This is a genomic window from Variovorax beijingensis (assembly GCF_007828835.1).
GTDB lineage: Bacteria > Pseudomonadota > Gammaproteobacteria > Burkholderiales > Burkholderiaceae_C > Variovorax > Variovorax beijingensis_A.
On record NZ_VIVL01000013.1, the window covers coordinates 16,322 to 37,642 of the forward strand.

Below are 21,321 nucleotides of genomic sequence, written 5' to 3' on the forward strand. Positions count from 1 at the left end.
GGTCAACGCTCGCGCATGGCTTCGCGCGCCTTGTTCAGCGGCTTGGTCAAGTAGTCCCACACGGTCTTGCGGCCGGTGCGGATGTCAGCGGTGGTCACCATGCCGGGCACGATGGGCATGCGGCGGCCGGCCTTGTCGGTGAGCGCGTCGGACTCGGTGCGCACGAGCACGGGGTAGTACACGATCTCGGGCTTGACCTCGTCGCGCTGGGTGTCGGGTGCGATGGTCACCACGCGGCCCTTGAGGCCGCCGTACACGGCGTAGTCGTACGCGGTGATCTTGATCTGCGCCTCCTGCCCAGGCCGCATGAAGGCGATGTCGCGCGGCGAGATGCGCGCCTCGACCAGCAGCTGGTCGTCCAGGGGCACGAGGGTCAGGAGCGAGCCGTTGGGCGGCACGACGCCGCCGATGGTGGTGACCTGCAAGCTCTTGACGATGCCGCGCACGGGCGAGTTCAGCGTGAGCCGCTCGAGCGAGTCGGTGCGCCCGCGCACCACCGACGACAAGGACTTCACCTCGGCATCGGCCTTGGCGAGTTCTTCGCGGCTGCGCACCATGTAGTTGGAGCGCGCATCGGCTATCTTCAGCTCCAGGTCGGCGGCCTGGCGCTGCAGGCGGATGAGTTCGACGTTGCTGGCAGCGCCGCTCACCTGCAGCGAGCGCGTGATGTCGAGCTCCTTGCGCACGAGCGCAAGCGCCTGGCCCAGGCCGGACACGGTGTCGCGCAGGCTGCCCTGCCGCGAACGGAAGAGCGCGCTTTCGGAATCGACGAGTTGCGCGTGCGCCTGCAGTTCGGCGGGGAACTGCAGGGTGCTTCGCCCCTCCACCTCGGCGCGCAGTCGCACGCTGCTGGCCAGTGCGGCGCGGTAGCGCGCGGCGGTTTCCTCGACGTTCGATTCGCCGCGCGTGGGGTCGAGCTGCGCGAGCACCTGGCCCTTCTCGACGATCTGGCCTTCGTGCACGCGCAGCTCGGCGAGGATGCCGCCTTCGAGCGACTGGATGCGCTGCTCGCGCGAGCTGGGAATCACCTTGCCCATGCCGCTGGACACTTCGTCGATCTCGAAGCACCAGGCCCACACGAAGAACGCGAGCAGAAAGAGCGCGATGAACCACACCACGCGGGCGGAACCGCTGGCACGTGCCTCGTCGAAGTCGTCGGCGCCGCCCGGTCCCCACACGGTGGCGGTGGATGCGGCCGGTGCCTGCACTTGTGTCCCGGTCTGTGTCGCGGCGTTCATGCCTGCCCCTCCTTGCCACGGCCTGCGGAAGCCGCCGTCTCGCGCGATGCCGCCGCGCCCTGGCGCAGCCGCGCCATCACCTGTTCGCGTGGCCCGTCGAGCACGACGGCGCCGCCGTCCACCACGAGGATGCGGTCCACCGCTTCGAGCACGGCCGGGCGGTGCGTGGCCAGCACCAGCGTACGGCCTGCAGGCAGCGCGCGCAGTTGTTCGATCACTTCTCGCTCGGCCACTTCGTCGAGCGAGGCGGTGGGCTCGTCGAGCAGCAGCACGCCGGGGCGGCGCAGCATGAGCCGCGCGAGCAGCAGGCTCTGGCGCTGTCCGCCCGAGAGGCCGCGCCCGCCTTCCAGCAGCGGGTGGTCCAGCCCCGAGGGCAGGCCGCGCACGAAGGCCCAGGCGCCGGTCGCTTGCAGGGCCGCGATCAGTTCGGTGTCGGTGGCGTGGGGCGTGCCCATCTGCAGGTTCTCGCGCAGGGTGCCATGGAACAGGCGCGCGTCCTGCGCGAGCAGACCGATGTCGCGGCGCACGTCGGCGGGGTCGATGTGGGCCATCGACACGCCGTCGAGCAGCACGCTGCCCGCCCGCGGCTCGAGGAGGCCCGACAGCGCCTGCAGAAGCGTCGACTTGCCCGCGCCGTTGCGCCCGAGCACGGCAATGCGCTCGCCGGCGCCGATGTGCAGCGCCTTCACCTGCAGCGCGGTGGTCCGGCCGTCGTGGCTGAAGACGGCGTCGCGCAGCGTGTAGTCGCCCTGCACGGCGGACCGGTGCACGCGCGTCTCGTGGGGCGGATGGTCGACCGGGAGCTTCATGAGCTGGTCCAGCGACTCGCCGGCCACCTTGGCCTGCTGCCAGCGGTTGAGCACCTGCGTCACGCCGGCCAGCGGCGCGAGCATGCGGGTCGACAGGATCGATGCGGCCACCAGCACGCCGGTGCTCATGTGGCCGTCCATCACCAGCGGCGCACCGAAGAACACGACGAAGGCGAAGGCGCCGCCCTGCACGGTCTGCGTCCAGTTGCTCAGGGTGTTGAGCAGCGCGCGCAGTTGCAGGCCGGAGTCGGCGTTGACGGCGTTGTAGTGGTTCCACTGGTTCTGGAAGCGCGGCTCGGCCTGCAGCACCTTGATGTCGTCGATGCCCTGCACGGTCTCGACCAGCATGGCGTTGCGCAGCGACGATTCGCGCATGCCCGCCTGGGCCAGCGCCCGCAGGCGCGGCTGCGCCACCAGGCTGGGCACGAGCAGCAGCACGCATGCGGCCAGCGGCACCAGCACCAGCCATCCGGCAATGAACCAGAAGAGCACGCAGAACACGAAGAAGAACGGCAGGTCGGCCACGGCCGCCACGGTGGTCGACGTGAGCATCTCGCGCACGGGCTCCAGCTCGCGCAACTGCGAGATGAAGGTGCCGGTGGCGCGCGGGCGCGCCGAGCCGCGCACGCGCAGCGCGTGGCCGAACACGCGGTCGGAAATGCGCAGGTCGGCGCGCTTGCCCACCACGTCGGTGATGCGCATGCGCGCGCCGCGCATGACCCAGCTGAACGCGATCGACAGCAGCACGCCGCCGAACAGCACATGCAGCGTGGGCAGCGACTGCGCAGGCACGACGCGGTCGTACACCTGCATCGAGAACAGCGTGCCGGCCAGCGCCATCAGGTTGTAGGCCAGCGACGCGACGAGGATGTGGGCATAGGGCCGCCAGTCGGCCAGCACGATCTGGCGCAGCCAATGCGGCTCCACCGGCCGGATGTAGGCGTCCACGCGCGAGTCGGGCGCCGATTGCGCAGGCCGCAGCACGGCCATGGCTTCGAGCGCGGGTTGCAGCTCGTCGGCCGTGCGCACGGTTTCCGCGCCCTGGTCGCCGCCGAGCATCAGGCGCAGGCCCTGCGCCGAGATGGCGGTGACCACGGCCACCTGCCCGTCGCGCAGTTGCAGCACCACGGGCAGGCGCCAGGGGCTCAGGGTGTCCAGGCGCGGCGCGACCTGGCGCACGGTGAGCCCGGCCTGCCGGGCCATCTGGCGCACGCGCTCGCCGATGTCTTCGTGGTCGCTCCATGCGGCAGCGCCGCGGATGCGCTCGCGCGAGGTGTCGAGGTGGTAGTGGGCGGCCACGGCCAGCACGGCGTCGACCCAGCTGCCGAGCAGCACGGGGCCGCGCGCGGCGGACAGCTCGGGCACGGTGGTGGCGGTCATGGCTGGCCTCCTGCGACCAGCTCGCCCGCATCGACCAGCCCAAAGGCCTCGCGCAGCCGGCCCGACTGGTACAGGCACTCGACCGCCAGCCGCTGCACTTCGTGCGCGCTTTCGGCCTGCTCGAAGCGCGCGCCGTGGAACTCCTGCTCGGCATTGAGCAGGTCGAGCAACGAGCGCGTGCCCAGTTGCAGGTACTGCTCCCGGTACAGGTCGCGCGTGCGCTGCGTGCTGTGAACGCGCGCGGCGAGCACGGGCAGGCGCTGCGCGTGGCCTTGCGATTGCACGCGCGCGTCTTCGAGGCGCTGCCGCACGCTGAGTTGCGCATAGCCCAGCGCGGCCTCGGCCGCTTCGACGGCGTGCGCGGCGGCGCGCTGGCGGGCCTGGCTGCGCCCGCCTTCGTACAGCGGTGCGGTGAAGCTCACGGTGAGCGTGCTTTCGGTGCCGGACTGGCCGGCGAGCCGCGCGCCCGATTCGAGCCCCCGGTTCACGCCGGCGTTCAGCGACAGCGTGGGCAGCAGCTGGGCATCGGCACCGCGCAGCGCGGCCTGCGCCATGTCGCGCTCGGCCTGCGCCACCTGCACGGCCGGCGCGGGCAGGGCCGCCTGCGGCTGCACGGCGCAGGCGCTCGCGAGCGGCGGCGACGCTTCGCCGGCAATATCGGCCGGCATGCGGCCCTGGGTCAGATGCATGAGGTTGAGGCGCCAGCGCTCGGCCTGCGACGCGGTGTTGAGTTGCTGGGCGCGCGCGGCTTCCAGGCGCGACTGCGCCTGCGCCACGTCGGACTGGCTGGTGGCGCCCTTGGCCTGGCGTTCGCCCACCAGGCCGGCCAGCGACTGCACGCCCTTCACCTGGGCCTGCGCGATTTCGCCGAGCGCCTGCTGGCGATGCACTTCGATCCATGCCTGCGCGGTGTCGCGCACCACATCGTCGACCGCCATGAGCAGCTTGGCGCGCGCGGCCGTGGCCGAGGCTTCGGCTTCGTTCACGGCGCTCGAGACCTTGCCGAAGTCGTACAGCAGCTGGGTCACCGACAGCGAGGCCTCGTGCGCCTGGCGGCGGCCGTCGGTCTGGAGCTGGCGGTTGCCCGTGCGCGCGCTGAGGCCGGCGCTGACCTGCGGGTAGTAGCCCGAGCGCGCCGCCGCAATGCCCTCGCCCGCCTGCAGCGCCTGGCCGACGGCATTGCGCACGGTCGGGTGCGAGGTGGCGGCCAGGCGCACCGCCTCGGCCATGCCCAGCGGGGGGGCGGCGCTCGATTGTGCGAGTGCCGCCGTGCTCGCGAGCAGGATGAGAAGGCCCGCGGCGGCGAGCGGAAGATGACGAGAAGAAAGCATGCGTGAAGACGTGCGGACAAGGTGCCGGCACCGCAATCGGCACCGGCGCCCCGGTCGGTCAGTGGTGAAGCGCGAGGCCCATGTGAAGCTCGTCGTCGAGCGAAGGGACCACGGGTGGCGCGTAGGCCGCGAGCGAATCGGCAGACGACGCCAGGGCCAGCACCGAGGGCGATGGCTGCGTGCCCGCGAAGGCCGGCGGAAACGCGGCCTGCAGCAGCGCATGCAGCGACTCGGCAGCGCTGTAGGCCTGCAGCATGTCGGACAGCTGCATGCCCTCCCCCGCCGCGCTGTCGCCGAAGGCGAGATGCCGCGCCTCGTGCGGCTGCTGCTCGAGCGACACCGTCACCTCGTTGACACCGGCCAGGCCCAGCGAGTCGGCCGAGCTGTACATCGCCGCCGCACCAGCCGCACCAGCCGCAGGCGTGTAGTTGACGTGCAGCGTCTGCGTGGCCGCGTTGCTTGCATCGCCGTCGCGGTCGACCACCTGGTAGCCGATGGTCTCCTCGTAGTTTTGCGAGGCAGCGGTCTTCGGTGCCACCTGGTAGCTGAACTCGCCCGAGTCGAAGTCCACGACCAGCTTGCCGCCCTGCGCCGTGGCAATGGTGACCTGGTGCGTCGCCGCGTCGTAGCTGTAGTCGCTGCCGGTGGCGGGGCCGGTCTTTGTCATCAGGCCCGTGCTGCTGTCGAAGGCGTAGGTGGTGCCGTCGATGCTCAGCTCGGCCACGTGGCCTCCGTCGGCGCCGAAGCCGGACGAGCCACCGAGGCCGCCGGTCAGCAGGTTGCTGACCGTCGGCGGCACGCCGATCGTGCCCTGCAGTACGTCGTTCAGCTGGCTCGTGTCGGTGATGATCTGGCCGTTGGTGTTCGTGCCGGTGTTGCCGTTGTAGGCGATGGGGTCGATGAAAGCCTGCGCCGCCGCGTTCAGGCTCGAGCCCAGGCCCAGTGCAAACGAGTTGATCTGGTGGGTGCTGAGGAAGTCCTTCCAGATCGTTTCCTCCGCGGCCTGGATGCCCCTGTCGGCCGTATTGCTGTTGCTGCCATTCGTCAGCTGCTCTGTGTTGCCGTCGCCCAGGGTCGGCTCGCCGTCCGTGAGGAAGTAGGACACGTTCTGGGCGCCGTCCAGCTTGCCGCTGGCCGAGAAGCCGTTCATCGCTGCAGCCAGGGCAGCGTCGTAGTTGGTGCTGCCACTGGCCTGCAGGTTCTGCACCAGCGCCTTGGCTTCGGCCGCCGTCATCCAGGCCTGCTGCGACGCCCCGGTCGTGCTGAAGGTGACGAGCTGCACCCGCACCTCGCCGTACAGGTCGTAGCCGTCGATCAGGTTCTGAACGGCCTCTTTCGCTCGGCTGAGGCGCGTCGGGGTTTCCTGCCCCATGCTCCCGGAGAGGTCGAGGACCACCATCAGGTTCGTGTTGATCGGCGCCACGTCGACGGCCTGCTCGCCATTCACGAGCACCGGCGCGTCGTCCTTGACAGGCACATCGAAGCCCACCGGCGCGGCGCTGGCCTGGCCGTCGGTCACATGCGCCTCGAAGTGCAGGTTCGACACGCCCTCGCCGTTGCCCGCGGGGTGGTCGATCGGTGCCTTCAGCGTGACGGTGTAGCCCGCCTCGAACAATCCCGCGCCGTCGGCGGTGACGTTGCCCACCGCCACGGTCATCACCTCGGTGGTGACACCGCCGACGGTGACGCTGCCCGTGAGCGTGTGCGTGCCCGCGTCCCAGGTCCACGACACTGGCTGGCCGCCGGAGGTGACGCCGGCCGGTCCGCTGAGCGACACCGACAGGTCGCCGGCCAGGCTGTCCGGGTCCGCGATCGATATCTTGCCGGTCGATTGCACCGGCGGCTCTCCCGCGCCCGCGATGCCGCCGGGCAGGCTGCCTTCGGACACGGCGTCGGCATTGGTCACCGTGGCCGATGGCGCGTCGTTCACTGGATTGACGGTCACGTTCACCGTGCTGGTGGTCGTGCCGCCATGGCCGTCGCTCACCGTGACGGTGAAGCTGTCGGTGCCATTGAAGTTGGGGCCGGGAACGTAGGTGTAGGTGCCGTTGGCGTTCACCGTGACCGTGCCGTGCGATGGGTTGCTGCCCTGGGCGTAGGTCAGCGTGTCGCCGTCGTCGTCGTTGCCGACGACCTGGCCGCTGATGGGCGTGTCTTCGCTCGTGACCTCGTTGTAGTCGGGCACCGCGGGTGCCTCGTTGAGGTTCTGCTCGTTGAGCGTGACGGGGATGTTCGTCGTGACCGTGCCGTCGTTCGCACCGACCACCAGCGCATGTGCGTTGGCGCCCGCTTCGTAGTCGTTGACGAACGCCGCAGCGCCCGAGGCCGTCAGTCTGATCTCGCCCGTGACCGGATCGATGCTGAAGTAGCCGTTGTCGTTGCCCGAGAGGATGCTGTAGGTGACGGTTGCACTGTCGATGTCGGTGGCGTGGACGGTGCCGAGCACGGTGCCTGCGGGGCGGTTCTCCTCATAGCCGAAGACGTAGCCGGTGCTTGTGTCCACCGGCGTGCCGCCGGCGTCGACGAACACCGGGGCGTCGTTGACCGGGTCGATGGTCACGGTCACCGTGCTGGTGGTCGTACCGCCGTGGCCGTCGCTGACCGTCACCGTGAAGCTGTCGGTGCCGTTGAATTTCGCGCCGGGGACGTAGGTGTAGGTGCCGTCGGCATTGACAGTGACCGTGCCGTGCGCCGGGTCGCTGCCCTTCGCGTAGGTCAGCGCGTCCCCATCGACGTCGCTGCCGATGACCTGGCCGTCGACGGGGGTGTCTTCGTCTGTCGTCTCGTTGTAGTTGGGCACCGTCGGTGCGTCGTTCACGGGGTCGATGGCCACCGTCACGGTGCTCGTCGTCGTGCCGCCGTGGCCGTCGCTGACCGTCACGGTGAAGCTGTCGGTGCCGTTGAAGTTGGCGCCGGGGACGTAGGTGTAGGTGCCGTCGGCGTTGACCGTGACGGTGCCGTGCGCGGGGTCGCTGCCCTTCGCGTAGGTCAGCGCGTCGCCATCGACGTCGCTGCCGACCACACTTCCGCTGACCGGCGTGTCTTCGTTCGTGGTCTCGGTGTAGTTCGGCGCCGTGGGTGCATCGTTCGCCGGGTCGATGGTCACCGTCACGGTGCTCGTCGTCGTGCCGCCGTGGCCGTCGCTCACCGTCACGGTGAAGCTGTCCGTGCCGTTGAAGTTGGCCCCAGGTGTGTAGGTGTACGTGCCGTCCGCATTGACAGTCACCGTGCCGTGCGCGGGGTCGCTGCCCTTCGCATAGGTCAGTGCGTCACCGTCCAGGTCAGTGCCCGTCACCTGGCCGCTGACGGGTGTGTCTTCGTTCGTGGTTTTGGTGTAGTCGGGTGCCGTCGGTACATCGTTCACCGGGTCGACGGTCACCGTCACGGTGCTCGTCGTCGTGCCGCCGTGGCCGTCGCTGACCGTCACCGTGAAGCTGTCCGTGCCGTTGAAGTTGGGGTTCGGCGTGTAGACGTACGTGCCGTCGGCATTGACCGTGACCGTGCCGTTCGATGGATCGCTGCCTTTCACGTACGCCAGCGCATCGCCATCCACGTCGGTGCCGGCGATCTGGCCGCTGATGGGCGTGTCTTCGTCTGTCGTCTCGTTGTAGTTGGGTGCCGTCGGTGCGTCGTTCGCCGGGTCGATGGTCACTGTCACGGTGCTCGTCGTCGTGCCGCCGTGGCCGTCGCTGACCGTCACTGTGAAGCTGTCCGTGCCGTTGAAGTTGGGGTTCGGCGTGTAGACGTACGTGCCATCGGCATTGACCGTGACCGTGCCGTGCGACGGATCGCTGCCCTTCACGTACGTCAGCGCGTCACCCTCCACGTCGGTGCCGACCACGCTCCCGCTGACCGGCGTGTCTTCGTTGGTGGTCTCGGTGTAGTCGGGTGCCGTCGGTGCGTCGTTCACCGGGTCGACGGTCACCGTCACGGTGCTCGTCGTCGTGCCGCCGTGGCCGTCGCTGACCGTCACGGTGAAGCTGTCGGTGCCGTGGAAGTCCGGGTCTGGCGTGTACGTGTAGGTGCCATCAGGGTTGACCGTCACCGAGCCGTGCGACGGGTCGGTGCCCTTGATGTAGGTCAGCGTGTCGCTGCTGTCGAGGTCGCTGCCGGTCACGCGGCCGCTGACGGGCGTGTCTTCGTTCGTGGTCTCGGTGTAGTCGGGCGCCGTGGGCGCGTCGTTGACGGGCGAGACGGTCACGGGCACCGTGACGGTGGTGGTGCCGCCCCTGCCGTCGCTGACGATCACTTCGAAGCTGTCGGGGCCTTCGTAGCCGGGCTGGGGGGTGTAGACGAAGTGGCCCGTGGACGGGTCGACGGTGACGGTGCCGTGCTCGGGGGCCTTGGTGACCGTGTAGTTCAACGCGTCGCGATCGGCGTCGGTGGCGTTCACCTGGCCCTGCACGGGCTTGTCCTGCGCGGTCACGACGGGCTCGGCCTTGCCTTCGGGGCCACGGTTCTGCGGCGGGAGCAACGGCGGGATGAAGGCCGAGCCACCACCGCCGCCGCCGCCGCCACCGCTCGCGGCCGCACCGACGCCCAACACGCCGAGCGCACCCAGCAGCCAGCCCGGCACACCGTCGGGCAGCAGCGCGCCGCCGGCGTCGTTCCACTCGATTTCGGTGAAGTGGAAGTCTTTCCAGGGCGCGGTGTACTGGCCCCACCACTGCACGCCGGCGCCGTCTTCGAGCACGAGGTCGTTGCGGCCGCCGTCGGGGTACTCGGCGAAGAAGCCGCGCACGGCGATTTCCTGGCCGTCGCGCAGCACGAGCACGAGGTCGCCGCCGCGGCGCTCGAACTTGAGCACGCTCTCGGGCGCAACCTTCAGCGAGACGATCGACGGGCGATCCAGAACCAGAGGGGCTTCAGCCGCCGCTTTGCGGGGGGCGCCACCAGACTTGTAAACAGCTTCCATGATTTGTCCTTGCTCCTTGACTTCGAACCTCGGGCGAGCCTTCGTCTTGGACGAACAGCCCGGGTCGCACATTGGGAAATCTCGAGCGCAGCTTGCGTCTCTCGAGGACTCGCAGCGAGGCCCGGTGCGTGGACCACGCCGGCTTGCGCTTGCATGGGGCGGGATTCTTGGTGCGAGGTGTCGGCCGGACTTTTGCTGGAAAGGCTGTGGCTTTTTCCGCAGCGGACAGTTGTTTACAAACGTGTGCAAACGTCGAATACTTCACACAAATGGCAAAAGAAATCAAACAATTTGCACATTAAGGAAAGCAGATGCAGCCGGGCCAAGGTGGCCTGTGGCTTCTGGGGCTTTGTAAGAGCGCCTGCTTCTTTTGCTGGACGGCATTGGCCGGCTCTTTGCTGCAATACCGGCAATGCTGTATTCGCCCTCCTCCAGCGCCCCGTTTTCCCTCTGGCAGAGGCGGTTTCGGAGACCCGCGCGCGGCATCCCGTTTTTGAACCATCGGCGCGAATGGCAGGTCACCCAATAAGGACTGAATACCAGTCATTGGTTGAAATGGCATTTCTTGTGACAATGATTAATTAATATTTTGGTTACATTGTTTCGGTCACCGGGCGTGCAAACGCCGTGTCCGCGCCCTTCCTGCCCATGTCCTATTGGTCCGCGCCGGAGCCCCGGAGAGCTCATCTTCTCGTTGTCGACGACAACGTTGACGAGCTCAAGCTCTTGCTGGAAACGCTGCGGGGTACCGGTTACCGCATCACGCTCGCTTTCGACGCGATGGAGGGCTACCGACGCGCGACGACGCTGCAGATGGACCTGGTGCTGCTGGACGTGCGCCTGGGGCGCACCGACGGTTTCAGCGTCTGCCGCCTGCTGAAGGCCAACCCCACCACGGCGGATATCCCGGTCATTTTTGTCAGTTCGTCGGCCAGCCTGGAAGAACGCCTGACGGGCCTGCGGGCCGGCGCGGTCGACTACATCGTGAAGCCCTTCGACCCGGCCGAGGTGATGGCCCGCATCGAAATCCACCTGGCGCTCGCGGAATCCCGCAGGGCGCGCACCGCCGCTGGGACACGACCTGCGCCGCCGCCCGACCGCCCCGCGGCGAACGATGGCGGTGCGGCGGGCGCGGGCATGGACCACGCGCTCCTGCAGGCAGCCGAGCGCCTGATCCTGGCCGACCTGAGCCACGTGCCGCCGCTGCGCGAGCTGGCTGCGCGCGTGGGCACGCACGAGAAGCGCCTGTCGCGCGTGTTCAAGGAGCTTGCGGACCGCACGGTCTTCGAGTTCGTGCGCGAAGCACGGCTGCACGAGGCGCAGCGCCTGCTGCTCGAATCGGCGATGCGCATCGAGGAGATCGCCGCGGCGGTCGGGTTCTCCAGCGCCGCGAATTTCGCGACGGCATTTCGCGAGTATTTCGATTGCACGCCCTCCGCCTGCCGCCAGGCCGGCGCCGGCCGGTCGGGCACCTGAGGCGCGATGCAGCCGGCGCGCCTGTCCCGATGGACGAGCTGCCTGCTGCTCGGCCTGGCCTTGTGGCTGTGCGTCTTCGCGGCCCGTGCGGTGGAAGCGATCAAGGTCAGCGCGCTGGCCCGCGACGACATCGCCGTCGCGCAGACCGTGGAGGTGCTGGAAGACCCGACGGCCCGCCTGTCGGCGAGCGAGGTGTTCGCGCTGCCGAGCGGTGGCGCGAACGGCTTCGTGCCCGCCACGCCCGACCAGCTGGTGCGCGGGTTTTCGTCATCGGCCATCTGGCTGCGCCTGTCGCTGGTCAATGACACGCCGGACGTCCGCACGGCACGGCTCGGGCTCGACGCGACGTGGCTGCGGCATGTCGACTTCCACCTGCTGCGCATGCGCAACGGGCAACCCGCGTGGACGCATGCGCAGGCCGGCGTGTCCGACCCGATGGATGCGACGCACCGCCACGACCGCATTCCGCAACTGCGGATCGACCTGCAGCCGGGAGAGTCGGTGCGGGTGCAGGTGCGGGTCATGAGCACGGACCAGATCCAGCTGGTGCCGGAACTGCACACCGAAGAGGCCTGGCATCACCTCGAACGCAACCACGCGCTGCTGAGCGGCCTGCTGATCGGCGGGCTGCTGGCCTTCGCGGTGTATTCGGCCGCGCTGTGGTGGATTTCGCGCGCGCCGATGCCCGCGTTCCAGGCGGGAAGCTTTGCGCTGCTGGCGCTGTACGAGGCCACCTACCGCGGCTATGCGCGCATTGCGCTGTGGCCGGACAGCACCGGCTGGAGCTATCGCAGCCACGGCGTGTTGCTGGCGGCCACGGCGCTGTGCCTGCTGCTGTACTTTCACGAGCACAGCCGCCGGAGCCCGGTGCGCGTGCCCGGGCGCCCGCTGCTGCATCTGCTGGCGGGTGTCGAAATCGCCGTGCTGCTGGGCACCCTGTTCGGCCCTTACGCGAGCTTCGCGGCCATCGGCATCGTGAACGCGCTGCTGATCGTGCTCGCACTCACGGCCTGCATCTTCATCTACCAGCGGCGCGTTGGCCCGGGCGGTCGGCTCTCTTTGCTCGTGATGCTGTTGATCTGCGTGGGCATGCTGGTGCACATGTCGGCGATGATGTTCGCGGAGCACCCGATGTCCGGCTTCGACCACGATGCGCTGTCATTCCCGGGCATGCTGGCCGCCGCCTTCGCGATCACGGCCTGGTCGTTCCGGGAGACGCGCCAGCGCAATGCGGCGCAGCAGACGCTGCTGCTGTGGCAGGCCCAGGAGCAGCAGCGGCTCGACGAAGAAGTGGCGCGCAAGACCCGCGCCCTGAGCGAGGCGCTGGGCCAGGCCGAGCAGCGCACACGCGAGCAGAAGGAACTGCTGGCCTACATCAGCCACGACCTGCGCGCACCGGTGGCCACCATCCTCGGGAGCCTCAAGCTGATGCAGGACGCCGGCGGCACGCCCGCGCCCGCGCAGCTCGCCACCATCGAACGCAGCGCGGCCTACCAGCTGGAGCTCATCGACGACCTGGTCGACTATGCCAAGGGCGAGCTGGCGCCGCTGGCCGTCGAGGCGCAGCCGGTGCAGCTGCGCACGCTGATCGACAATATCGCGCGGTACGCGGACGCGCTCGCGCAGCGGCAGCACAACAGCTTCGAACTGACGATCGACGGCGAGCTTCCGACCCTGGTCCGGCTGGACGGCAAGCGGCTGCAGCAGGTGGTGCTGAACCTGCTGTCGAACGCGGCCAGGTTCACGCGCAACGGCGCCATCGGACTGCGGCTGCGAGCCCAACCTTTCGGCGAGGCCTGGCAACTGCATTTCGAGGTGACCGACAGCGGCACGGGCATCGACCCCGACACGCTCGACCGCATCAGCCGCCTGCTGGCCGGCAACGCACCGAGCTTGGCGGGCGGCGGCCTCGGGCTGTTGATTGCGCAGCGCATCGTGCAGCGCATGGGCGGACAACTCGCGATCCACAGCGGCATGGGCACGGGAACGCGGATCGCCTTCTCGCTGTCGACCGGGCCTGCGCCCTCATCGGATGCGCCATCCGCACCGCCGCCGCACCCAGTCTCCGCGCCGATCCCGCGCGCAACGCCGAGGGCGCGTGGCCGGTCGCTGCCGGCATTGACGCCGCTGTCGCCGGCGCAGAAGGAGGAACTCGAGGTGCTGGCCCGCGATGGGCGATGGAGCGATCTGCACGAATGGGTGAACCGGTTGGCCGCGGACGCACACAGCCAGCCGCTGGCGCAGACGCTTCGCCAGGCGCTCGATCGGCTGGATTTCGAGCAGATCCGCCTTATTGCGCGGGCGGCGCCCGCGCACCATCTAGAAAGTATCCGGAGATAGTTTTGACCGTCAGCTGGGCCTTGCGAGACGCGATGATGACGGCGGCGATGCGGACGAACACAACTGATGCGGGCAGGCCATCTCCCATTTCCGAGCAGTTCCGAATTGCCTTGAAACTCGCTCTCCTTCGAGGAGAAGCGGGGTTTTCTTTGCGCCGAGACAGATCGGGGCAAGGCATGTCTCGTCGGTACTTCTGCAGGTATCTGCGCTGCCGCCAAAGCCAGGCACCGACAGCAAGGAGAAAAACCCAATGCCCTTTCGTGAGGCAAGTGAAGCACAATGGCACCGAGATCGGCGAGCGCTACGCGGACGGCGGCGGCATGTACCTGCGCGTCAAGGCGGCAGGCAAGTACTGACGCATGGACTACCGGTTCAACGGCAAGGCGAAGACGCTGGCCTTGGGCGTCTACCCCGCGGTCTCGCTCGCGAAGGCACGGCAACGGCGCGACAAGGCCCGCGAACTGCTTGCTGTACGGCGACTGGGACCGTAACGCCGGCGACCACATTCGTGCCGTGATGCATGGCATCCTAGGCCTGCTGCCGAAGCCGCGGGACGGCGCATGAGGCCACAAGATGAGACCGCGTTACCGCGGCGGCACCCGGCTGAGCGAGCGTGAATTCGTAGATCAGGCCTGGGCGTGTGGGATGCTGGTGTTGCGGGAAGTTGAAGGACGGACGCAACTTGGCCTGTGGCATGCACGCCCAGTGATCTGGCACCGCCCTTGGGCATCCTCTGGCGCCCCGAGTTGGTTGCCTGCGCGTACAACACCATCAGCTTTGCCGGCGTCGAACAGGTGCAAGGGCGCTGGTGCTATCAGGTCTGGCATTGCGAAGCGCACTCCCTGCCTGCGTCCCTGTCCCTTCAGCTGCTGGAAGCGCATGTTCAGGCTTCCAGGACCTTGGTGGCTTGCCAATGCAGCAGCCTCAAACCATTCTCGGTCTGGGTCCAGACCGTCACGAAGGCGTTGTCCATGAGCTTGGTCTGACCTCCAACATCCAGGGTCGTTCTGGTCTTGCCGCTCAACAGGATGACAGGGCCGCTGATGCGAACGCGTTGCTCGGAGCGCCGGGCAGCGACGAAGCGGTATCTCGTTGCCTCGATCGACGCCAGAAAGGCGGCCTTGTCGTCGATCTCGCCGTTCGCGTGAATATGGACGTAGTCGTCGGCGAGCATCCGCTCGAGAGCGTCCAGGTCCCGCCGGTACAACGCCTGGTACCTGGCTTCGTCGGCCGCCATAACCTGCGATTCCACGGCGGAGTTCTTCATGGTCATGTGTTCTCCGCGACCACGTCATTGCTCAGCACTCCCACGCCTTCGATGTCGATCTCGAAGGTGTCGCCGGGCCGCAGCGGACCCACGCCGCCGGGCGTTCCGGTCATGATGAGGTCCCCCGGCATCAAGGTGATCGACTTGCTCAGGTAAGCGACGAGTGCATCGACGCTGAAGAGCAAGTCGGACGTTTCGCAGTCCTGCACGACAGCCCCGTTCAGGCGCCCCAGCATCCGGAGCTTCGAAGGATCGACCGATGTCTCGATGCACGGGCCGATCGGCGCGAATGTGTCGAACGCCTTGCCGATGGTCATGAGCCCCATCGCCATCTCCTGCCGCTGGATCGTGCGCTCGCTCACGTCGTTTCCGCAGGTGTAGCCGAGCACGTACGCCAGTGCGTCTGCGCGCGCGACGTTCCTGGCTCTGCGTCCGATCACCGCGACCAGTTCGCTCTCGTAGTGGACGGCCGTGCTGCCTTCGGGGTAAACGATGCGCTCGCCGTGGCCGATCAAGGCGGTGTCCGGCTTCATGAAGAGCGGTGCAATCTCCGGAAGCTCGCGGCCGGTCTCGAGAATGTGGGACTTGTAGTTGAAGCCCACGCCGAAGATGCGCGGATGCGTCACCGTCGGCGGCAGAAGAGTCAGGCTCGCGAGCGGCCATGTCCTCTCGCCTGGCTCGATCGGCCCGTCGAAGGGCGATTCCTTCAGCCCCCGGACGGTTGCCGACCCTTCCAGCACGCCGAACTGCAGTCGGCCTTCCTCCAGAAACTTGTAGATCTTCATGCCGTCGCTCCTATGGTTGAACCTTGATGGCCAGTTTGCGAACGAACGCCAGCACCCCGTTGCAAAGCAGGACCAGGACCGTCGCCAGGACGATTCCGTAGTACACCCCCACAGAATCGCTCAGTTGCCGCGCCTCTTCGATGCCGTGCCCGATTCCCACCTTGGCCGCGAGGTACTCGGCAACGAGCGCCGCGCTGACTGCCCAGGGCAAGGCGATTTGAAGTCCCGTGAAGATGAAAGGAAGCACGCTCGGAACTACGACATGCCGTGTCAGCTGGAACGAACTGGCGCCGAACACTCGCGCCGTCATGACCAAGCGCGCATTCACCGTGGCTAGGCCGGCGTAGGTCAGCGAGAAGACGATGAACAGGACCGTTAGTGCGACCAGCATCACCTTGGGCACCCAGCCGGTCCCGAACCAGAGCACGAGCAAGGGGACCAGGCCCAGCTTCGGAATGCTCATGACGGCCGTGATGAACGGTTGCACCAGCATGTCGAGCCGCGGGGCGAGCCTCAGCATGGATGCGACGGCGCATCCGCACACGGAGCCGATGGACGTGCCCGCCAGCAGCAGTTGACTGGTAGCGGCGAGGTCGGCAAAGAGCCTTCCTGCCAGCAGCTCTGTCCACATCCGTCCGGCAACCTGCCCCAACCCTGGCACCCAGTAATCGCCGACCCAACGGCTCGCGAGCGCCCACACCGACGCGAAAGCGACAAGGCCCAGCGCTTTCGCAGCAAGCATCTTCTGCTTGGTCATGGCTGGCCGGCGCTCCGGAGACAATCGCGAATGGCGTCGTAGTGCCCCGCGAATGTCGGCGCCTTGAAAATCAGTTCCGGGTCGCGCGGGCGATCGATGTCGATGCGGCGCTCCTGCACGACTCGCCCGGGTGAACCCGACAGTACGATGACGCGATCGCCCAATGCGATGGCTTCGTTGATGTCGTGCGTGACGAACAGGATCGTCTTCTTCTCGGACGCCCACAGCTCGAGCAAATCGGATTGCAATTGCGTCCGTGTCTCGGCATCGAGCGCGCCGAAGGGCTCGTCCATCAGGACGACCGGCGGGTTGTAGGCGAGCGTTCGAGCCAGGGATGCGCGCTTGCGCATGCCGCCCGACAGCTGATGCGGATAGTGCTTCGTCCACTGCGACAGGCCGACCTGGTCGATCAGCCGTCGGACCCGATCGACATCCGATTGCGAAGGTTTGCCGGCCAGCGTGAGCGGAAACATCACGTTGTCCCACACGGTACGCCAAGGCAGCAGGTTGTCATCCTGCGTGACGTAGCCGATCTGGCGGCTGCTGCCAGGGTTTGGCGGTATGTCGGCACCGCCCACGACTTTTCCTCGAAAGGCGATCTGACCTGCAGAAGGCCGCAGCGTTTGGGCCACCAGATTCAGAAGCGTCGACTTCCCCGCACCAGAGGATCCCATGACGGTCACGAACTCGCCCTCTCGAACGCTGAGGTCCAGGTCGCGCAGGATCCAGCGGCGTTCGTCGTCATCGTGCGTGCCGTACGAGATTCCGAGTCGCCGCAGCTGCAGCAGGACGTCGGTCAGGGCTCTTTCGGGGCTGTCTCTTTTCATGGTCATGCTCCGACGGTGCGCGCGCCCTGCGACAGGTTGGTTTGCCAGATCAGCAGGCGCTTCTGGATCAGCGACAAGACGGCGCTGACCGAAAGAACGATGAGCATCACAGTCACGAGCGACACGAGCACCAGGGTAGTGTCGAAATCCGTGGCGCCGAACTGCGCCAGGTAACCGAGGCCGCGGTTCGACGAAATGATTTCTCCGACGATGGCACCTGCGATGGCATAGGGAACGGCGACCCGCAGACCGCCGAACACGTACGGGACGACGGCAGGCCAGACCACATGCCTGAGCAACTGCGATTCCGAGGCACCGAAAACACGCGCCGACAGCAGGAGCTTCTGATCGACAGCGTCGACCCCGTCCAGGGTGCTGTAGAAGACGATGAAGAAGATGGCTGCCGCCACCAGAGCGACCTTCGCCCCAGGCCCGACCCCGAGCCACAAGATGAACAGAGGCACGAGCGCCGTTTTGGGAATGGCATACCCGATGGCGGCGACGCCCAGGAATGCCGCGCGCGAGAAGGGATGCCGACGCAGTGCCATCGCGACCGCGCAGCCGGGGATCGCACCGAGGAGGAAACCGCCCAATGCCTCGCCGAGCGTGAACCGCCCATGAAACCAGAGGTCGCCGTTCAGCATCAGCATCCAGATTCTTTCCAGAACCAGCGACGGCGAGCTGATCCAGTAGGCCCCGCGGAGACGGCCCACGGCCTCCCACGCGATCAGGACCACGAAGGCCAGAACGATCCTGTCCGTCCAAAGGCGACGACGATTCACTTTGGGCCCACCTATTTGCCGGAGCCGACGAAGTCGTCGGTGTAGAGGCTCTTGGCGAGCGCCTTGAGTGCCGCCTTGTCATCCTGCGGACCGAACATCACGTCCACGGTGTGCTCGAACGCTGTTCCCATCGGCATCGATCGCGCCGGGGTGTTGCGTTGAAAACTCTCGAACGCCTGCTTCAGAAGCTCGGGGTCCATCTTCTCGAAGCGCTTGGACAGCAACGCCAGTGCCTTCTGGGGCTCGGCAGTGATGAGCGCGAGACTCCGGTCGAGCGCGCCGACCATGTGGCGGCAGGTGGCGGTGGCGCTCCGGCAGAAGCCGTCGCGGGCGACCAGCACGTTGTAGGTCGTCGGATTCACCTCGGGGAAATCGCCTCTGGGCCCGCTGATCCAGAGGTGGGCGCCTCGCCGCGCGGCTTCCAGCGTGAAGGGGCTGGAAAAGACAAAACCGTCGATCTCCTTCTTCTGCAAGGCTGCGTCCATTCCGGGCGGCGCAATGAAGACCAGGCGGATGTCCCTGTCGGCATCGATGCTCGCCTGTCGGGCGACGAATCGCAGGTAGGCATGCGGCAGGCCATTGGCGGCATCCACGGCCAGCGTCAGGCCCTTGAGCGCGCGGGCCCTGTCCACCGGTGTCTTGGCGGAGGCCAGGCGTTCGGCCATTGCCGCCGACAGCACGATCTCGGTGGTCGCGTTTTCCTGAAGGCCGGCGATCGCCAGCGTCTTCTGGCCGCGCTGGGCCGCGCGCAGTTGAATGAGACCGGCGATCGTGGTGAAGTCGCTGCTGCCGCCGATCAGCGCATTGAGCGCCGCGGGGCCGGCCAGCTGGCTGATCTCGACGTCGACGCCTGCATCCTTGAAATAGCCGGCATCCTCCGCGATGTAGACCGGCGCGAAAAGGATGGAGACGGCGGGAAGCACCAGTTTCGCCTTCGCGGGTTGGGCGGTCGCGGCCAGCGCTGCCGCGGCCATGACCACGCCGATGGCGGCGTCCCTCAGATACTTGTTGAGCATGACTTGTCTCCTTGTTTGAATGGCTTACAGGACGGAATCGGGCCGTCGCATCAATTCGACTTCGGGAACACCATCGCGCAGCTTCTGCAGCATTTCGTCCGCGTCGAACTCGATCCCGATGGGGTTGCGCTTGAACGCTTCGCTCCCGAGCCAGGCATTGGTCGCCTTGGCATCGGGGAAGCTGTCCACCTGCAACTCGATCTGATTGCCCTCGGGGTCCGCGTAATAGAAGGAGACCGTGGGCCCGTGATTGATCGACCGATGGGGAACGATCCCGAGTTGTCGAAGGCGCACGAAGTTGTCGAGCAGGTCGGCCAGCGAGTCGTAGGCGAAGGCCGTGTGGAAGTAGCCGACGCGGACCGTCCCGTCCTGCGGCGGATAGTCTTGAAGTCCGATCAACGCGATCCGATGGTGTTCATCGTCGTAGGTCAGGAATGCGACCTTGTCGGAGGCATGGGCGACATGCGCCCCGAGAACCTTGCAATACCAATCGATGAGCTCGCTCAGGTGGTTGGTGCGCAGTGCGATGTGGGCCAATCGCCTCGGCGATTTCGTGGCGACGGCAGGAATTGAATTCACGCGTGTACCTCCGGATGTTGTGACTCAGACTCAGCAGCCCGCCGGTCTGGTTTCGACGCGAAAGCGCCGATCACTTGCGCCATCGTTCGGTCGGGATGGGGCATGGCCTCCTTGGCGCGCCATGCGACATGGCCATCGGGACGTACGAGAACGGCACCGCGCGGGGAGATTTCGTAGAGGTCGTGGAACGCGCCCAAGTGGTCCAGCAGGTCGCGATGCGCACCCACGGCGAACGCCTGCGAACGGATGCCGGCCTTGGAGGCGGCCTTTGCGAACGCCTGGATCCATGGCTGCGCATCGCGGCCAGCGAGAAGGGTGAAGCGCAGATCCTTGAACAGATCCACCGTCGAGATCGTGGGCCCGCCTTCGGGTAGCTTCAGCCAGCAGTGCGGTGCGCGCCCGCCTGGTGCGGCGGTCGCATCGTAAGTATTGACGTCGCGGGGCTGCGCCGGATTTCCTTCATCGAAGACCAGGGGCGACCGGTAGGCGTAGCCGAACGTCTGTCCGTGGTATTCGAAGTGCTCTCGTTGGCCCGGGATCGCATCGCGCATGTGCGAGATGTCGTCTTCGCAGAAGTCTTCGTGCGTCTTCATGATGCCGCCCAACCCCGCGGATTCCATGCGTCGCGCGTTGCGCACGCTTTGCGCCACGTTGAACCGGATCACGGGCAGGCGCTCGGCTTCGTAGGAGTCGAGGATGTCTTCGTCGGCCACGCCCTGGAGGACCAGCGCGAGTTTCCAGCACAGGTTGTGGACATCGCCGATCGCCGTGTTCATGCCCTGCCCGCCGGTGGGTGGCAAGGGATGCGCGGCATCGCCTGCAAGGAAGATTCTTCCGACGCGCAGCTTCTCCGCGATGCGCGCTTGCATGCGCCATGCGCGAACATCCTTGACCTGCAGTCGAAGGTCATCCACGCCGATGGCGGATTTCACAATGTCGGCGCAACGCTCGGGGGTGAAGTCTTCCGGTGTGTTTTTGGTGGCGTCGTAGCCGAAGTTGTACGTCCAGCGGTTGCGGCCGTCCAACGCGATCATCACGCCGACGGTCGCAGGGTTGTAGATCCACCAAAGCAGGTTGGGACGATTCGCCACCCACGGCCACAGGTCTGCCTCGAAGTAGACGCCGATCTGATGGCCGAGCGCCGCTTCGCCGCCTAGAGGAACGCCCAGTTGCTCGCGGAGCGCGCCGCGTGCGCCGTCGGCCGCGATGGCGTAGCGCGCACGAACGATGCGCGTGGCGCCGTCGCCTGTGGTGAGCTTCGCCGATACACCCCGTTCATCCTGCTCGAGGCCTTGCAGCAGGGTCCCGAACATGACATCAACACCGGTCTGATCGTCGGCAGCGCGTCGCAACACCGGCTCCAACGCATCCTGGGGGCAAGACGTCTTCGCGCTCGGCCCGTAGGTTTCGAAGAGTCGATTCCGCTCTCGATCGGCGCGGGTGCGGATCTCGCCGATCACCTCGCCGGCAACGGCCCGCACGAAGATGACGCCTTGGTTCCGATCATGCGGAATGCCGCGGGCGCGAACCGCGTCCTCGAGCCCCCAGGTTCTGAAGATCTCCATCGTCCTTGCGCTGACGACGTGGCCGCGCGGATGAAAGCTCGTCGACGGATGTTTTTCGACGAGAAGCGTGCGCACCCCGCAGCGGCCCAGCGCAATGGCCGCAGCCAACCCGCAAGGCCCCCCGCCAACGATCAGAACGTCGTAGCTGGGAGCAATGGCGTTTCCCGTTTGCTTCACCATGATTTAAGTTTGCCCCACTATTGATTGACTGTCAGTCAGTTTATGACGGCGATGGCCAGCAGCGGTTGCTGGTT

The 21,321-nt window shown here is 67.1% G+C and carries 14 protein-coding genes and 1 pseudogene; 3 read left to right on the plus strand and 12 right to left on the minus strand.

Features of this window, described 5'->3' with window-relative positions; genetic code table 11:
- Positions 1 to 2: 2 nt before the first annotated feature.
- The 4 genes from FB547_RS27990 to FB547_RS28005 are packed head-to-tail and all read right to left on the minus strand — an operon-like array spanning position 3 to position 9,673.
- Entirely contained in the window at positions 3 to 1,238 is a 1,236-nt protein-coding gene (locus FB547_RS27990; protein WP_145746902.1) for an HlyD family efflux transporter periplasmic adaptor subunit, read from the minus strand.
- Positions 1,235 to 3,427 (minus strand): type I secretion system permease/ATPase, encoded by a 2,193-nt coding sequence (locus FB547_RS27995; RefSeq protein WP_145746903.1) that lies wholly within the window; start codon positions 3,425 to 3,427, stop codon positions 1,235 to 1,237. The genes FB547_RS27990 and FB547_RS27995 overlap by 4 nt, the downstream gene beginning before the upstream one ends.
- Positions 3,424 to 4,758, minus strand: a complete 1,335-nt coding sequence (locus tag FB547_RS28000; RefSeq protein ID WP_145746904.1) for a TolC family outer membrane protein — start codon at positions 4,756 to 4,758, stop codon at positions 3,424 to 3,426. The genes FB547_RS27995 and FB547_RS28000 overlap by 4 nt, the downstream gene beginning before the upstream one ends.
- A 58-nt stretch (positions 4,759 to 4,816) precedes the next feature.
- Positions 4,817 to 9,673, minus strand: a complete 4,857-nt coding sequence (locus FB547_RS28005; RefSeq protein ID WP_186454266.1) for a tandem-95 repeat protein — start codon at positions 9,671 to 9,673, stop codon at positions 4,817 to 4,819.
- A 648-nt stretch (positions 9,674 to 10,321) separates the two neighbouring features.
- On the opposite strand from FB547_RS28005, the gene FB547_RS28010 reads away from it, so the two are divergent.
- The 3 genes and pseudogenes from FB547_RS28010 to FB547_RS28020 form a co-directional block, all read left to right on the plus strand.
- Positions 10,322 to 11,149, plus strand: coding sequence for a DNA-binding response regulator (locus tag FB547_RS28010; RefSeq protein ID WP_145746906.1), 828 nt, complete (start codon positions 10,322 to 10,324; stop codon positions 11,147 to 11,149).
- 6 nt (positions 11,150 to 11,155) lie between these two features.
- Complete coding sequence (locus FB547_RS28015; RefSeq protein WP_145746907.1) at positions 11,156 to 13,489, plus strand: sensor histidine kinase; 2,334 nt, start codon at positions 11,156 to 11,158, stop codon at positions 13,487 to 13,489.
- Between the two features lie 260 nt (positions 13,490 to 13,749).
- Positions 13,750 to 13,959 (plus strand): annotated as a pseudogene (locus FB547_RS28020) (Arm DNA-binding domain-containing protein); the annotation flags it as partial.
- Between the two features lie 413 nt (positions 13,960 to 14,372).
- On the opposite strand, the gene FB547_RS28030 reads toward FB547_RS28020, so the two are convergent.
- The 8 genes from FB547_RS28030 to FB547_RS28065 form a co-directional block, all read right to left on the minus strand.
- A complete protein-coding gene (locus FB547_RS28030) occupies positions 14,373 to 14,762 on the minus strand; it encodes a nuclear transport factor 2 family protein (protein ID WP_145746908.1) in 390 nt (129 codons plus the stop codon).
- Complete coding sequence (locus FB547_RS28035; RefSeq protein ID WP_145746909.1) at positions 14,759 to 15,541, minus strand: fumarylacetoacetate hydrolase family protein; 783 nt, start codon at positions 15,539 to 15,541, stop codon at positions 14,759 to 14,761. The genes FB547_RS28030 and FB547_RS28035 overlap by 4 nt, the downstream gene beginning before the upstream one ends.
- 10 nt (positions 15,542 to 15,551) lie before the next feature.
- The gene (locus FB547_RS28040) at positions 15,552 to 16,298 is read right to left on the minus strand and encodes an ABC transporter permease (protein ID WP_145746910.1); all 747 of its coding nucleotides are present in this window, start codon (positions 16,296 to 16,298) and stop codon (positions 15,552 to 15,554) included.
- Complete coding sequence (locus FB547_RS28045) at positions 16,295 to 17,125, minus strand: ABC transporter ATP-binding protein (RefSeq protein ID WP_186454267.1); 831 nt, start codon at positions 17,123 to 17,125, stop codon at positions 16,295 to 16,297. The genes FB547_RS28040 and FB547_RS28045 overlap by 4 nt, the downstream gene beginning before the upstream one ends.
- A gap of 2 nt (positions 17,126 to 17,127) precedes the next feature.
- Positions 17,128 to 17,907 carry an ABC transporter permease gene (locus tag FB547_RS28050; RefSeq protein WP_145746912.1) on the minus strand — a complete coding sequence of 260 codons (780 nt, stop codon included), beginning with the start codon at positions 17,905 to 17,907 and terminating at the stop codon, positions 17,128 to 17,130.
- Positions 17,908 to 17,918: 11 nt separating this feature from the next.
- Positions 17,919 to 18,881, minus strand: a complete 963-nt coding sequence (locus FB547_RS28055) for an ABC transporter substrate-binding protein (RefSeq protein ID WP_186454268.1) — start codon at positions 18,879 to 18,881, stop codon at positions 17,919 to 17,921.
- Positions 18,882 to 18,947: 66 nt separating this feature from the next.
- Entirely contained in the window at positions 18,948 to 19,502 is a 555-nt protein-coding gene (locus tag FB547_RS28060) for a VOC family protein (RefSeq protein WP_261380425.1), read from the minus strand.
- Positions 19,499 to 21,247 carry an FAD-dependent monooxygenase gene (locus FB547_RS28065; protein WP_145746914.1) on the minus strand — a complete coding sequence of 583 codons (1,749 nt, stop codon included), beginning with the start codon at positions 21,245 to 21,247 and terminating at the stop codon, positions 19,499 to 19,501. Before FB547_RS28065 ends, FB547_RS28060 begins: the two co-directional genes overlap by 4 nt.
- Positions 21,248 to 21,321 lie beyond the last annotated feature (74 nt).

Bases quoted from the DNA above. Each gene is read 5' to 3' on its own strand.
- FB547_RS28015 (WP_145746907.1), top strand. From the start codon at position 11,156: ATGCAGCCGGCGCGCCTGTCCCGATGGACGAGCTGCCTGCTGCTCGGC.
- FB547_RS27990 (WP_145746902.1), bottom strand. From the start codon at position 1,238: ATGAACGCCGCGACACAGACCGGGACACAAGTGCAGGCACCGGCCGCA.
- FB547_RS28040 (WP_145746910.1), bottom strand. From the start codon at position 16,298: ATGACCAAGCAGAAGATGCTTGCTGCGAAAGCGCTGGGCCTTGTCGCT.
- FB547_RS28010 (WP_145746906.1), top strand. From the start codon at position 10,322: ATGTCCTATTGGTCCGCGCCGGAGCCCCGGAGAGCTCATCTTCTCGTT.
- FB547_RS28045 (WP_186454267.1), bottom strand. From the start codon at position 17,125: ATGAAAAGAGACAGCCCCGAAAGAGCCCTGACCGACGTCCTGCTGCAG.
- FB547_RS28035 (WP_145746909.1), bottom strand. From the start codon at position 15,541: ATGAAGATCTACAAGTTTCTGGAGGAAGGCCGACTGCAGTTCGGCGTG.
- FB547_RS28055 (WP_186454268.1), bottom strand. From the start codon at position 18,881: ATGGCCGCGGCAGCGCTGGCCGCGACCGCCCAACCCGCGAAGGCGAAA.
- FB547_RS28000 (WP_145746904.1), bottom strand. From the start codon at position 4,758: ATGCTTTCTTCTCGTCATCTTCCGCTCGCCGCCGCGGGCCTTCTCATC.
- FB547_RS28005 (WP_186454266.1), bottom strand. From the start codon at position 9,673: ATGGAAGCTGTTTACAAGTCTGGTGGCGCCCCCCGCAAAGCGGCGGCT.
- FB547_RS28030 (WP_145746908.1), bottom strand. From the start codon at position 14,762: ATGACCATGAAGAACTCCGCCGTGGAATCGCAGGTTATGGCGGCCGAC.
- FB547_RS28065 (WP_145746914.1), bottom strand. From the start codon at position 21,247: ATGGTGAAGCAAACGGGAAACGCCATTGCTCCCAGCTACGACGTTCTG.
- FB547_RS27995 (WP_145746903.1), bottom strand. From the start codon at position 3,427: ATGACCGCCACCACCGTGCCCGAGCTGTCCGCCGCGCGCGGCCCCGTG.